This window comes from Corallococcus sp. AB018 (assembly GCF_003986945.1).
In the GTDB taxonomy this organism is placed as follows: Bacteria; Myxococcota; Myxococcia; order Myxococcales; family Myxococcaceae; genus Corallococcus; species Corallococcus exiguus.
Genome location: NZ_RAWR01000274.1, coordinates 1 through 12,152, shown reverse-complemented (window position 1 = coordinate 12,152; position 12,152 = coordinate 1). Strand labels below are relative to the sequence as shown.

Below are 12,152 nucleotides of genomic sequence, written 5' to 3'. Positions count from 1 at the left end.
GCTTTCCATCGACAGGGGGCGCCGGGGTGGGCAGCATGGCGCCGCCATGAACGTCGACCAAGCCCTCGCCTCGTCCGAGCGCATCTGGGAGCAGGAAATCGTCCCGGCGCTGGAGCGCTACATCCGCATTCCCAACAAGTCGCCTGCCTTCGACCCGGACTGGGTGAAGTCCGGCCACATGGAGCAGGCCGTCCAGCTCATCGCGGACTGGTGCCGCGCGCAGGCCACGCACCTGCCGGGCCTGACGGTGGAGGTGGTGCGGCTGAAGACGGCGGACGGCAAGGACCGCACGCCGGTCATCTACATGGAGGTGCCGGGCACGCGCGGTGACGACACCGTGCTGCTGTACGGCCACCTGGACAAGCAGCCGGAGATGACCGGCTGGCGTGAAGGCCTGACGCCGTGGACCCCCGTGCGCGAGGGCGACAAGCTCTACGGACGCGGCGGCGCGGATGACGGCTACTCCGCGTTCGCGTCGCTGTCCGCGCTGCGGCTGCTCAAGGAGCAGGGCGTGCCGCACGCGCGCTGCGCCATCGTCATCGAGGCGTGCGAGGAGAGCGGCAGCTACGACCTGCCCGCGTACATCGAGGCGCTGGCGCCGCGCATCGGCAAGCCGTCGCTGGTGGTGTGCCTGGACTCGGGCTGCGCGAACTATGAGCAGCTGTGGATGACCACCAGCCTGCGCGGAATGATCGCCGGCAACCTGCGCGTGGACATCCTCACGGAGGGCGTGCACTCCGGTGACGCGACGGGCGTGGTGGCGTCTTCCATGCGCATCATGCGGATGCTGCTGTCGCGCGTGGAGGACGAGGCCACGGGCCACATCAAGGTGCAGGCCCTGCACACGGAGATTCCGGAGGGCCGGCGCCAGCAGGCGAAGGCCGCGGCCCAGACGATGGGCGACGAGCTGTTCTCGAAGTTCCCCTGGGTGGAGGGCGCGAACCCGGTGACGACGGACGGCGAGGAGCTGGTGCTCAACCGCACCTGGCGTCCGGCGCTGGCGCTGACGGGCGTGGAGGGCGTGCCGGGCCTGGCGAGCGCGGGCAACGTGCTGCGCCCCTTCACGACGTGGAAGCTGTCCATGCGCATCCCGCCGCGCGTGGACCCGAAGGCGGCCGCGAAGGCGCTGAAGGAGACGCTGGAGAAGGATCCGCCGTACGGCGCGAAGGTGTCGTTCGACGGGGACAAGGCGTCGGTGGGCTGGGACGCGCCGCCGCTGGCCAGCTGGCTGTCGAACGCGGTGGAGAACGCGTCCAAGACGTGCTTCGGCAAGCCCGCGATGGCGATGGGCGAGGGTGGCACCATCCCGTTCATGGGCATGCTGGGCGAGCGCTTCCCGGAGGCGCAGTTCCTCATCACGGGCCTGCTGGGGCCGGGCAGCAACGCGCACGGGCCCAATGAGTTCCTGCACATCCCCACGGGCAAGAAGCTGACCGCCGCGGTGGCGAGCGTCGTCGCGGACCACTTCAAGCGGTAGTGCCTCACCGGAAGGACGGGGCCGCATGCGCCCCGTCCTTCTCCCAGCCTGGCCTTCCGGAGCGCCCCATGCCCAGCAAGCCCCGCCGCACCGGCCACGTCCGTTCGCAGCCCCTCATCGCGGTGCGTGACGTGGAGGCGAGCAGCCGGTGGTACCAGGAGGTGCTCGGCTGTGAGAGCGGGCACGGCGGGCCCGAGTACGAGATGCTGCTGAACAACGGCGAGCTCGTGCTCCAGCTCCACGCGTGGGACCTGGATGAGCACGCGAACCTGATGGGGCCTGACTCGGCGCCGCGAGGCCACGGCGTGCTGCTGTGGTTCGAGACCACGGACTTCGACGCGTGCGTGGACGCGGCTCGGGCGCTGAAGGTGGAGTGGGTGGAAGCGCCGCACGTGAACCCGAACTCGCGCCGCTGGGAGTTCTGGACGAAGGACCCGGACGGCTACGTCGTCGTCGTGGCCGCGGAGTCGCGAGCGAAGCGCTCCTGACGCGCCTCACCCGGGCAGTGCATGTCCGCCGGACCGGCGGCACGAAGAAGCGCCTCAGCGCCCCGTCTTGATGCCCAGCGACGACGTGGACGGCGGCTTCTTCGGCGGGGTCGACGGCCGTGCCGCCCGCTTCTGGAGCGCCACCGCCACCCCGGGCGCGTCCGCCGCGGACATGTGCCGCGTCACCGGCTCGTAGCCGTTGAGCGCGAGCGTCACCGCCACCGACGGCTCCCCGGGCACCAGCGGCAGCGCCACCGGCGTGATGCCGCGCTCCTCGCCCGCCACCTGCACCGTGGCGCCGGGCGGCTCGCTCGTCACCATCAGGCGCACCGGCTGGGGCGCGGTGTTCTCCGGCGGCGTGGTGCGCGTGGGCGTCTCCGGCGTGCGGCCCTGCACCTCATCCGGGGGCCGCGTGGCAACGACCGGGGGCGGCGTCACCGTCTCGGAGTTGCCGCGCACCAGCACCACCGCCGCGCCGCCCACCACCAGCGCCACACCGCCCACCACGAGGGGCAGCCAGGCGCGCCGCTTCGGAGCCTCCGGCGGCATCAGGGCCGCGGTGTTCCGCGTCTTCTCCGGCTCCACGCGCGTGGGCGGACGGGACGGCGGCCCCACCAGCTTCGACGCGCGCGACGCGGCCTGTCCTCGCGCACCCGACGTGGGCATCCCGTCCCGCGACGAGTTGGACTGCGCGTCCAGGTCCACGTCCTCGGCCAGCTGATCCAACTTCGCCGGGTCCGCTTCCGTGGTGATGCGGTCCGCGTACAGCTCCCGCAGGTACGCGGCCAGGTGCGCGCTGCTGGACGGCAGCCGCAGGTTGAGCGTCCAGTCCTCCAACGCCAGGCGGAACGCGGCGCAGTCCGCGTAGCGGCCCTCCGGCGTGGGCGCCAGGGCCTTGAGGACGATCTCATCCAGGCCCGGCGGCAGCTTGGGGTTGAGCTGCGACGGCGGAGGCACCTGGCAGTCGCGCACCAGCCGCAGCGTCATCAGGTCCGTGTCGCCCTTGAAGAGGCGCTTGCCGGTGAGCAGCTCCCACATCACGACACCGAGCGCGAACTGGTCGCTCCGGCCGTCCACCGCCATCCCGTTGGCCTGCTCCGGCGACATGTACGGGTACTTGCCCTTGAGCACGCCCGTCGCCGTCTGCTGACCGCTGGTGGCCGCCTTCGCCACGCCGAAGTCGATGACCTTCACGCCGCCGTCGAACCCGACGAGCACGTTCTGCGGCGACACGTCGCGGTGCACCAGCATCAGCGGCTGGCCGTGCCCGTCCCGCGCACCGTGCGCGTAGGACAGCCCCGCCGCCGCGTCCGCGATGATGCGCACCACCAGGCCCACCGGCAGCGGGCGCTCCTGCTTGCGCGCGAAGCGATCCAACCGGCGCACGTCCTCGCCCTGCACGTACTCCATGGCCAGGCAGTGCCGGCCCTCAATCTCCGAGAGGTCGAGGATGGTGATGAGGTTCGGGTGTGACAGGCGCGCCACCAGCCGCGCCTCGTCCAGGAACATCTCCAGGAACTCTTCGTCCTCGGCGAGGTGGGGAAGGATGAGCTTGAGGACGACCAGTCGCTCGAACCCTGTCCCGTGCTCCCGGGCGAGGAACACCTGTCCCATTCCGCCCGACGCGATTTTTCGAAGCAGCTCGTATTTCCCGAAACCGACCGCCATGGGTGTCCGGGAGGATACCGCGTTTTCTCACCGGGCGGGAAACAGCCGACTTCCAAAATGACCGGGGTTCTGTCCGGCAGGGAGGGGCCCGCCTTCCTACCCGTTGAGGAGGCAGGCGGGCTACTGACGCCTAGGCCTTCATCTTGTAGCCGGAGCGCAACACCGCGTACGTGACGCCCGTCGCGACCGCCGCGGTGAGGGCGAGGATGGCCCCACCCACGAGCGGCGAGAACAGGCTGCTGCCGAGCATGCCGTAGCGCAGCCCCTCCACCATGTAGACCATGGGGTTGAAGAGGCTGATGTGGTTCCACGGCGAGGGCAGCTCGCGCACCGAGTAGAAGACGCCGCCCAGGAACGTGAGCGGCAGCATCACGAAGGTCGGGAAGAAGTTGATCTGCTCGAACTTCTCCGCCCACACGGCGGCCAGCATGCCCAGCACGCTGAACACGTAGCTGGACAGCATGAGGAAGTAGAGCGTCGCCAGCGGGTGCTCCAGGCTGAAGCCGGAGAACACCGCCGCGACAATCCACGTGAGCAGGCCCACCACCAGGCCGCGCACCATGGCGCCACCGATGAAGCCCACCATCAATTCACCGGGCCCCAGCGGCGCCACCAGCAGGTCCACCACCGTGCCTTGAATCTTGGTGATGAACAGCGACGAGGAGCTGTTGAGGAACGCGTTGTTCGCGATGCCCAGGAACACGAGGCCCGGCACGATGAAGTGCAGGTACGGCTGGCCCTCCACCTCGTGGATGCGGCCGGAAATCGAGTAGCCGAAGACGATGAAGTACAGCGTGGTGCTGATGAGGGGCGACAGGATGGTCTGGCCCGGCACGCGCATGAAGCGCCGGACCTCCTTCGCGAACAGCGTCTGCATCCCGAGGACGTTCATGGGGTGTTTTTCGAAGGAGCGGGGGTTCAGGCGGCCTGCGAGGGGCGGCCACGGAGGATTTCGATGAGTACGTCTTCCAGGCGCGACCGCCGCGTCTCCACTTCCGAGATGGGCAGCCCATCCGCGTAGAGCGAGCGGAGCAGCTCACCGGAGGGCGCGCAGTTGTCGCGCTCCACGTAGGTGAGCGTGCGGCCGTCGGTGGACAGGCTCGCGGCGAAGCGCGCGCCCGCGGCGGGCATGGCGGCCTGCGGTTCGGCGAAGGTGACGACCAGGCGCTTCTCTCCGAAGCGGCGCAGGAGCGAGGACTTGTCCTCGGTCATGAGGAGGCGGCCCTCGTTGATGATGCCCACGCGGTCCGCCAGCTCCTCGGCCTCTTCCAGGTAGTGCGTGGTGAGGACGATGGTGGTGCCTTCGCTGGCGATCTTCTTCACGTACGTCCACAGGTCGCGGCGCAGCTCCACGTCCACGCCCGCGGTGGGCTCGTCCAGGAACACGAGCTTGGGCTTGTGGACCAGGGCCTTGGCGATGAGCAGCCGGCGCTTCATGCCGCCGGACAGGGCGCGCGTGAGGGAGTCCTTCTTGGCCTGGAGGTTCAAGGCGGTGAGGACTTCGTCGATGCGCGCGTCGTCGCGGGGCTGGCCGTAGTAGCCCTGCTGGATGCGCAGGGACTCCGCGACGGAGAAGAACGGGTCGAAGTTGATCTCCTGCGGCACCAGGCCGACCTGGTAGCGGGGCCCGGTGGGGTCCTCGTCCAGGTCCTTGCCGAAGACCTTCATGGTGCCAGCGGACTTCCTCACCAGGCCGCACACGCTGCCGATGAGGGTCGTCTTTCCGGCGCCGTTGGGGCCCAGGAGGGCGAAGATTTCACCGGGGCGGATGGTGAGGTCCACGGCGTGAAGGGCAGTGAACTTTCCGTAGGCCTTGGAGAGGCCCTTCAGCTCCAGGGCGGGGGTCGTGGGCTCGGACATGGGGCGCTTCCTCTAACACCTTCGAATTGGGTTCGCTGGTCAGCGAGCAGGCGTTTTCGCTCCTGGGCGCGTGACGCGCCCCGTCCAACCGGACACTGCGCGGACGCAGGCGCCTTGAGCCGGATGGGGCTCCCTGCTATCCGCTGGCCCCGCTCACCGTTTCGGCGAATCCCAGGAGGCCTTCCGCCATGGCCCAGAATTTCATCTTCACGATGCAAGACCTGCGCAAGGTCAAGAACGGCAAGGACATCCTCAAGGGCATCTACCTGTCCTTCTTCCCGGGCGCGAAGATTGGCGTGATTGGTCCCAACGGCTCCGGCAAGTCCACGCTCCTGCGCATCATGGCGGGGGTGGACACGGAGTTCTTCGGCATCGCGAAGCCGGACCCCACGGTGAAGGTGGGCTACCTGGCGCAGGAGCCGCAGCTCGACACGAAGCTGGACGTGAAGGGGAACGTGGAGCTGGGTCTGAAGGAGATCCGCCAGGCGTTGGACCGCTTCAATGAGGTGAGCGCGAAGTTCGCGGAGCCCATGGATGACGCGGCGATGGAGAAGCTGCTCGCCGAGCAGGGCAAGCTGCAGGACTTCATCGACTCCTCGAACGGCTGGGAGCTGGACCGCACGCTGGAGATGGCGATGGACGCCCTGCGGCTGCCCCCGGGCGACGCGGACGTGACGAAGCTGTCCGGCGGTGAGAAGCGCCGCGTGGCGCTCTGCCGCATCCTCTTGGAGAAGCCGGACCTGCTGCTGTTGGACGAGCCCACCAACCACCTGGACGCGGAGAGCGTGGCGTGGCTGGAGCAGGCGCTGAAGGCATACACGGGGACCATCGTGTGCATCACGCACGACCGGTACTTCCTGGACAACGTGGCGGAGTGGATCCTGGAGCTGGACCGCGGCGAGGGGGTGCCCTGGAAGGGGAACTACTCCAGCTGGCTGGACCAGAAGCAGAAGCGGTTGGAGTTGGAGGAGAAGTCGGAGAGCCACCGTCAGAAGACGCTCAAGCGCGAGCTGGAGTGGGTGCGGGCGTCTCCGAAGGCGCGTCAGGCGAAGAGCAAGGCGCGCATCGCCGCGTACGAGGAGCTGTTCAACCAGTCGCAGCAGAAGCGGGACGTGACGGGCGAGGTGATGATTCCGCCGGGTCCGCCGCTGGGTGGGTTGGTGGTGGAGGCGAAGGGCCTGCGCAAGGCGTACGGCGACCGGCTGCTCATCGACGAGCTGAACTTCAAGCTGCCGCCGGGCGGCATCGTGGGCGTGATTGGCCCGAACGGCGCGGGCAAGACGACGCTGTTCCGGATGATGACGGGCACGGAGAAGCCGGACGCGGGCGAGCTGCGGATTGGCGAGTCGGTGGTGATGGCCTACGTGGACCAGAGCCGCGACTCGCTGGACGGTGAGCAGTCGGTGTTCCAGGAGGTGAGCGGGGGGTTGGACCTCATCGACCTGGGCAAGGCGGGCACGGTGCCCAGCCGCGCGTACCTGTCGGGCTTCGCCTTCAAGGGCACGGATCAGCAGAAGCGGGTGAAGGACCTGTCCGGCGGCGAGCGCAACCGGCTGCACCTGGCGAAGATGCTCAAAGCCGGCGGCAACCTGCTGCTGTTGGACGAGCCCACGAACGACCTGGACGTGGAGACGCTGCGAAGCCTGGAGGACGCGCTCTTGAGCTTCGCGGGCTGCGCGGTGGTCATCAGCCACGACCGCTGGTTCCTGGACCGCATCGTCACGCACATCCTGGCGTTCGAAGGCGACAGCAAGGCCTTCTTCTTCGAAGGCAACTTCGAGGACTACGAAGCGGACAAGAAGAAGCGCCTGGGCCCGGACGCGCTGGAGCCGCACCGGATCCGGTACCGCCCGCTGACGAAGAGCTGAGATTGGGTGGTGCTGTGCTCCGCCCTGTGAGTGATTCCGGGGCGGAGGTGTGGTTGGGAGGAGGGTGCACGCGTGATCGAGAAGGTGCAGTTCCGCAACTTCAAGGCGTACCGTTCACTCGACCTGGACCTGGAGCCCTTCACCGTGCTGGTGGGGCCGAATGCCTCGGGCAAGACGACGCTGCTTGAGGGGCTGCGGATGCTGGCCACGATTGATCTGTTCGGTGCACGCAGCATTCCAGAAAGATTTCGTTCTTTCGGAGCGAGTCAACCATGCAGCCTGACTTTTCAGGGGACTAAAGGCCGCATTCCTTCCGAGGTGGTTCTTGCTGGCCCTGGCTCAAGCGCCATCAGCGAGGCTGTGTACAGAGAAGTTGATCCTGAAGTCCGCCAAGAGGTTCTGAGGGCCAGCGCGGAGTTGCGTCAAAAAATGCTCGCAACAGTCCTCTTGCGATTCGAAGCTAGAAAGTTGGCAGACGCCTCATACAGCGAAGAGCAAGTGCCCACGATTACTAGTGACGGCACAGGACTGGCCTCTACGATTGCGTTTCTCAAGTTGAGTCACGAGGACCTGTTCGAGGAAATTGAATCCGCGCTGAAGCAGGTCGTGCCGTCCGTGAGGAAGATTCGTGTCGAGCGTGCCTCTGTCGAGCAGAGCAACCTGAGAACAATTGCCCTTGATGATCAGACGACCCATGTGTCCGAAAAACGGACGCTCTGGGGAAATCGGCTCGTGCTGGACATGCAGGGGGCGAAGGGCGTGCCCGCAGATTCCGTGGGCGAAGGCACGTTGATGGCATTGGGGCTGCTGACGGTGCTGCTCGGACCCCAAAAGCCGAAGCTTCTTCTCCTGGATGACATCGAGCTTGCTCTTCATCCCGTGGCGCAGGGAAAGCTCATTTCGGTCCTGCGTGCCATCCAGAAGAACGATCCCGAGTTGCAGATTGTGGCGACCAGCCACTCGCCTTTCATCCTGAACTATCTGAGGCCGGAAGAGATCCGGATGACCTTCCTGGCGGAGAACGGGTTCGCTCGCTGCGAGAAGCTCACGGCGCATCCTGAATTCGAAAAGTGGAAGGACCTGATGAGCCCCGGCGAGTTCTGGAGCACCGTGGGCGAGAGCTGGATTGGCAAGGAGCCCGCGTCAGCGCCGCATGAGTGAGCCCGCCTACGAATTTGGCGTCGTCTGCGAGGCCCCTGCTGACCAGGATACGGCCTGCTTGCTTGCGGACCGAGTCCTTGTTCACAGGATTGACTGGCTCGAAGCTGAGATGCTGGACATGCAGCGTCAATGGCGAGGGCTAAAGCCAAATACGTCTTTTTTGCTCTGGAAGTCTGTGGGTGATGAAACTGCCAATGCAGGTTTAAAACATGTAGTGTTTGGGCATTTCGCAGGCGAGCCAGGCGCGCATGACGCGCTTGCTGCTCGCAAAGCTCTGCTATTATTCAGCGCCTTGGATAGGCGACCCGACGCGGTTCTCCTCGTTCGAGACGCCGACAAAGACTCTGACCGGCGTAAGGGGCTTGAACAGGCTCGCGCCGACAAATCTTGGCCGTTCGAGGTCATCATCGGCTTGGCGGAGGCTAAACGAGAGTGCTGGGTGCTTACCGGCTTCGATGCCCGCGAAGGGGAGGAAGACACTCTCAAAAAAGTTGAGCAGCGACTCTCCTTCCACCCGGTGCGTGACGCCCACAAGCTGACTGCCCGCGAGCACGGCGCGAAGAACGACGCCAAGAAGGCGCTGGAAGAGCTCACTTTGGGGGGCTTGGAGCGTGTGCGCGAGTGTCTGCGCGACACTCCTTTGGAGACGCTTATGCAACGCGGAAAACGTGTCGGACTGACGCAGTTTCTGTCCGAAGTTTGCGACAGACTGGCCCCTCTGATGGACCCTTCCCTACGCAGTGGAAAATAGGCCCCAAGGTCTCCCCACCGCTGTCCGACTGAACGAACGCCATGGAGCTTCACCCCAGTCTCATGAGCACTGTGGCCCTGATCAAGAGGGCCTTCCCAGAAGGCGTGACGGAGGCGAACTACCTGCCCCTGCTGACTGTGCTGTACCCGCATATGTCGGACAGGTCTCTTGCGATGGTGGTCGGCCACTTTTTGGGTCAGGACTATCCGCTCGTCCTGAATGACATCTATGGCGTAGGCGGTGGATCCAAGCCTGCGAGCCCGGACGCCGCGGCTGCGGTTCAGGCCCGGCTTGTCGCAGCGGGCCTTGAGGAGTGGATTCAGGAAGAATGAGTCAGGGCCTTCCACTGTTCTGGGGGATTCAGTGAGAGCGCTGCAAGTGGGGCGTTTCGGATGCGTACGCGTGTGGCTCGGTGATTGTTCGGGCGCGGCCTACGCCCCAGTAGGCCGGGTCGACCGGGTGGTGGCCGCGGGACTGGAGATGCCGATGGTCACCACCATCGGTATCGAGGCGATGATTCCACGGGGTGCTTACTCGGAGTACGGACTCCTTGGGCTATCGGGGACGTATGCGCGGGAGCACCCCGTGCTTCGGCTTGAAGTTCCGTGGACACAGGTGGATGGCGCGCCTTGGAGTCCCGTTCCTGGATACGCGATCGCATCGCCACGCGTCGGATTGCCGCAGGAGTTCGCTCACGTCGTCCTCGAAGGACTCGATGCCGCGTCAAAGGCCCGAATGACAGGAGGCGTTCTCGCGGTCCGTGCGGCAGCCCACTGCCCTGTAGGAACCAACCCGAACATCATGGGGCGTCTGGCACGTGCGTGCGTCGGGCTGATGTTGCGCGGGGACATGAGGGACGATGAGTTGAGCACGTTCCTCGAAACCGTCCTGCTACGCTGATGGCGAGGGGGGATGGAACCATGCGAGAGCGTTTGCTCATCCGCGCAGTGATCAGGCTCTTGACGACTGAAGAGGGCGGTTCCCAGGGACCGCTGGGAAAAGTGTTCCGACCATCCTGGAACATTGGAAGCCGAGCGCCCGATGGCCAGATGTCACTGGATGGAGGTTCTGTCACGTTGGACGACACAGGACCGCTGGTGCCGGGACAAGAGAAAGAGGCAATCATCGAGCCGTTTCTGCCCGAGCCTTGGCAGCACGTGTCGCAGGGGATGGAAATCCCAATGCATACCGGGGCTCAAGTCATCGGTTCCGCTCGAATCCTGGAGATTGTGCGGATTCAGCATGCTTGATGAAGATGTTTTGAACGTGCTGCGTGCGAAAGAGAGGCTGCTGACCCCAGTGGAACTCGCGGAGTTGCTGGGCGGTATTCTTGAAGGTGGGATCTCGCATTCTGCGATTGTTTTCTATTTCAAGCGGGCATTCCCACCCATTCCCCTGAGGGTCTTGCTGGAGTCGGGGCTGTGGTGGAGGGTCGGCAAGGGCGGCATGAGCGACCAAGAATTCAACGAACACTTGAGCCCTTGGGTGGGACAGGGAATGGCCGCTGGCAATGGCGGACATCTCGTCTGAAGTGGTGGCGCCAGTCGCGTGAGCCCAAGGTATCCTGGGTTCAAATGACACTTGCTTCCATGATGGTCGGTCATGCCCTGGCGCTCCTGTCCGGAGCGTCCCCCCTGGTCCACTCCGACGGCTGTACTGCTCCGGAGCCCGCGCCTTCCTTTGTGGCGAAGTTCTCCCCCTCCGACTGCTCCATGGACTCGACTGTCCCCGGCCCTCAGTGGCTGCCCGTGGCGGTGCGGCGCATCCCGGTGGTGGTCCATGTCGTCGCGGACACTGCGTGCACGAATGGCAACGTCTCGGACGCGCTGGTCCACAGTCAGATTGCGGTCCTCAATGAGGACTTCCGCGCGCTGACTGGAACTCCGGGGAGCGGCGGGGTGGATAGCAAGATTGAGTTCTTCCTTGCCACCGTGGACCCATTGGGCAACCCGACCACGGGCATCCAGCGCTATTGCAACACGACGTGGTACCAGGACACAGGCAGCTACTGGCTCAGCACCGCCTGGGATCCGACTCGCTACGTGAACATCTACACCAACAGCGCCGGCGGCTCGCGAGGGTACGTGCCCTTCCTACCAGCGGAGCCCCCGGGCGCCGTGGGTCAGCCCCAGGACCGGGTGGTCATCAACTGGCTGGCGTTCGGACGGGTGGGGCCCTTCCCGCCGTACCACAACGGGCGGACCGTCACTCACGAGGTGGGCCACTACCTGGGCTTGTTCCACACGTACTACTCGGGGTGCGGCACGGCCACCGCGCCGGACTGCTACACCACCGGAGACCGCATCTGCGACACCCCGCCCAACGCCACCTCCCACAAGGGGTGCACCGCGGGAATCACCAGCTGCGGCGGCGTGCCGGTCCCCATCCAGAACTACATGGAGCTGACGGACGACGCCTGCATGACGGGCTTCAGCGCGGAGCAGGTGCAACGCATGCGCTGCACCCTGGCCACCTACCGCCCGGACCTTGCCCAGTAGCTGGGAGGCGCAATGGCGGGCAGTGAGAAGCACACATGGGCTCGCGACCTGGCCGGAGCTCTCCAAGGGCTCTTGGGCAGGCCAGGCGCCCCGGTTTTGGATGTCGAGTGGTTGCTCGCCCGATGTACGGACACCCTGCAATACCAAGGGCAACTGCGTGACGATGCTGTCCAGCAACTCGTCAAGGATGTTCGAGCCTTCGAAGTCGAGTTCCCTGGCTTGCTTCCTCGGGGGCTACTGGATGGGCCTGGCAGCTAAGCCAACCGGAGTAATTCCGTTCAGGGGTACGCTGCGTTGGTAATGAGCAGCGTGCGCCGGAAGAGGCCCCAGCAGGGCGTGCGGCTAACTGCCGGGCAGCGGCGCCTCCTGACAGGGCTGCTC

General features: G+C 65.9%; 11 protein-coding genes. 8 read left to right on the top strand and 3 right to left on the bottom strand.

Annotated features, from left to right (window positions below; all coding sequences use genetic code 11):
• Window positions 1–46 precede the first annotated feature (46 nt).
• The gene (locus D7Y11_RS37945) at window positions 47–1,477 is read left to right on the top strand and encodes a M20 family metallopeptidase (RefSeq protein ID WP_121780075.1); all 1,431 of its coding nucleotides are present in this window, start codon (window positions 47–49) and stop codon (window positions 1,475–1,477) included.
• A 68-nt stretch (window positions 1,478–1,545) separates the two neighbouring features.
• Window positions 1,546–1,965 carry a VOC family protein gene (locus D7Y11_RS37940; RefSeq protein ID WP_126936119.1) on the top strand — a complete coding sequence of 140 codons (420 nt, stop codon included), beginning with the start codon at window positions 1,546–1,548 and terminating at the stop codon, window positions 1,963–1,965.
• Window positions 1,966–2,019: 54 nt separating this feature from the next.
• Here D7Y11_RS37940 and D7Y11_RS37935 read toward each other — a convergent pair whose 3' ends face one another.
• The 3 genes from D7Y11_RS37935 to D7Y11_RS37925 all read right to left on the bottom strand — a co-directional run bounded on the left by D7Y11_RS37935 (window position 2,020) and on the right by D7Y11_RS37925 (window position 5,493).
• Window positions 2,020–3,633 (bottom strand): serine/threonine-protein kinase, encoded by a 1,614-nt coding sequence (locus tag D7Y11_RS37935; RefSeq protein WP_126936118.1) that lies wholly within the window; start codon window positions 3,631–3,633, stop codon window positions 2,020–2,022.
• 130 nt (window positions 3,634–3,763) lie between these two features.
• Complete coding sequence (locus D7Y11_RS37930; RefSeq protein WP_120596984.1) at window positions 3,764–4,525, bottom strand: ABC transporter permease; 762 nt, start codon at window positions 4,523–4,525, stop codon at window positions 3,764–3,766.
• Between the two features lie 26 nt (window positions 4,526–4,551).
• Window positions 4,552–5,493: an ABC transporter ATP-binding protein gene (locus D7Y11_RS37925; protein ID WP_126936117.1), complete on the bottom strand. Its 942-nt coding sequence runs from the start codon at window positions 5,491–5,493 to the stop codon at window positions 4,552–4,554.
• 188 nt (window positions 5,494–5,681) lie between these two features.
• Between D7Y11_RS37925 and ettA the strand changes: the two genes are divergently transcribed.
• The 6 genes from ettA to D7Y11_RS37895 all read left to right on the top strand — a co-directional run bounded on the left by ettA (window position 5,682) and on the right by D7Y11_RS37895 (window position 11,771).
• A complete protein-coding gene (gene ettA / locus D7Y11_RS37920) occupies window positions 5,682–7,361 on the top strand; it encodes an energy-dependent translational throttle protein EttA (RefSeq protein WP_126936116.1) in 1,680 nt (559 codons plus the stop codon).
• A 72-nt stretch (window positions 7,362–7,433) separates the two neighbouring features.
• Window positions 7,434–8,522 (top strand): AAA family ATPase, encoded by a 1,089-nt coding sequence (locus D7Y11_RS37915; RefSeq protein ID WP_121754892.1) that lies wholly within the window; start codon window positions 7,434–7,436, stop codon window positions 8,520–8,522.
• A complete protein-coding gene (locus D7Y11_RS37910) occupies window positions 8,515–9,273 on the top strand; it encodes a hypothetical protein (protein ID WP_121754891.1) in 759 nt (252 codons plus the stop codon). Before D7Y11_RS37915 ends, D7Y11_RS37910 begins: the two co-directional genes overlap by 8 nt.
• A gap of 62 nt (window positions 9,274–9,335) precedes the next feature.
• A complete protein-coding gene (locus tag D7Y11_RS37905) occupies window positions 9,336–9,605 on the top strand; it encodes a DUF3349 domain-containing protein (RefSeq protein ID WP_158629156.1) in 270 nt (89 codons plus the stop codon).
• Between the two features lie 910 nt (window positions 9,606–10,515).
• Window positions 10,516–10,803, top strand: a complete 288-nt coding sequence (locus D7Y11_RS37900; RefSeq protein WP_126936115.1) for a hypothetical protein — start codon at window positions 10,516–10,518, stop codon at window positions 10,801–10,803.
• 59 nt (window positions 10,804–10,862) lie between these two features.
• Window positions 10,863–11,771, top strand: a complete 909-nt coding sequence (locus D7Y11_RS37895) for a zinc metalloprotease (RefSeq protein WP_233605161.1) — start codon at window positions 10,863–10,865, stop codon at window positions 11,769–11,771.
• Window positions 11,772–12,152: the final 381 nt, after the last annotated feature.

Bases quoted from the DNA above. Each gene is read 5' to 3' on its own strand.
- D7Y11_RS37940 (WP_126936119.1), top strand. From the start codon at position 1,546: ATGCCCAGCAAGCCCCGCCGCACCGGCCACGTCCGTTCGCAGCCCCTC.
- D7Y11_RS37895 (WP_233605161.1), top strand. From the start codon at position 10,863: ATGATGGTCGGTCATGCCCTGGCGCTCCTGTCCGGAGCGTCCCCCCTG.
- D7Y11_RS37910 (WP_121754891.1), top strand. From the start codon at position 8,515: ATGAGTGAGCCCGCCTACGAATTTGGCGTCGTCTGCGAGGCCCCTGCT.
- D7Y11_RS37925 (WP_126936117.1), bottom strand. From the start codon at position 5,493: ATGTCCGAGCCCACGACCCCCGCCCTGGAGCTGAAGGGCCTCTCCAAG.
- D7Y11_RS37900 (WP_126936115.1), top strand. From the start codon at position 10,516: ATGCTTGATGAAGATGTTTTGAACGTGCTGCGTGCGAAAGAGAGGCTG.
- D7Y11_RS37930 (WP_120596984.1), bottom strand. From the start codon at position 4,525: ATGAACGTCCTCGGGATGCAGACGCTGTTCGCGAAGGAGGTCCGGCGC.
- ettA (WP_126936116.1), top strand. From the start codon at position 5,682: ATGGCCCAGAATTTCATCTTCACGATGCAAGACCTGCGCAAGGTCAAG.
- D7Y11_RS37945 (WP_121780075.1), top strand. From the start codon at position 47: ATGAACGTCGACCAAGCCCTCGCCTCGTCCGAGCGCATCTGGGAGCAG.
- D7Y11_RS37935 (WP_126936118.1), bottom strand. From the start codon at position 3,633: ATGGCGGTCGGTTTCGGGAAATACGAGCTGCTTCGAAAAATCGCGTCG.
- D7Y11_RS37905 (WP_158629156.1), top strand. From the start codon at position 9,336: ATGAGCACTGTGGCCCTGATCAAGAGGGCCTTCCCAGAAGGCGTGACG.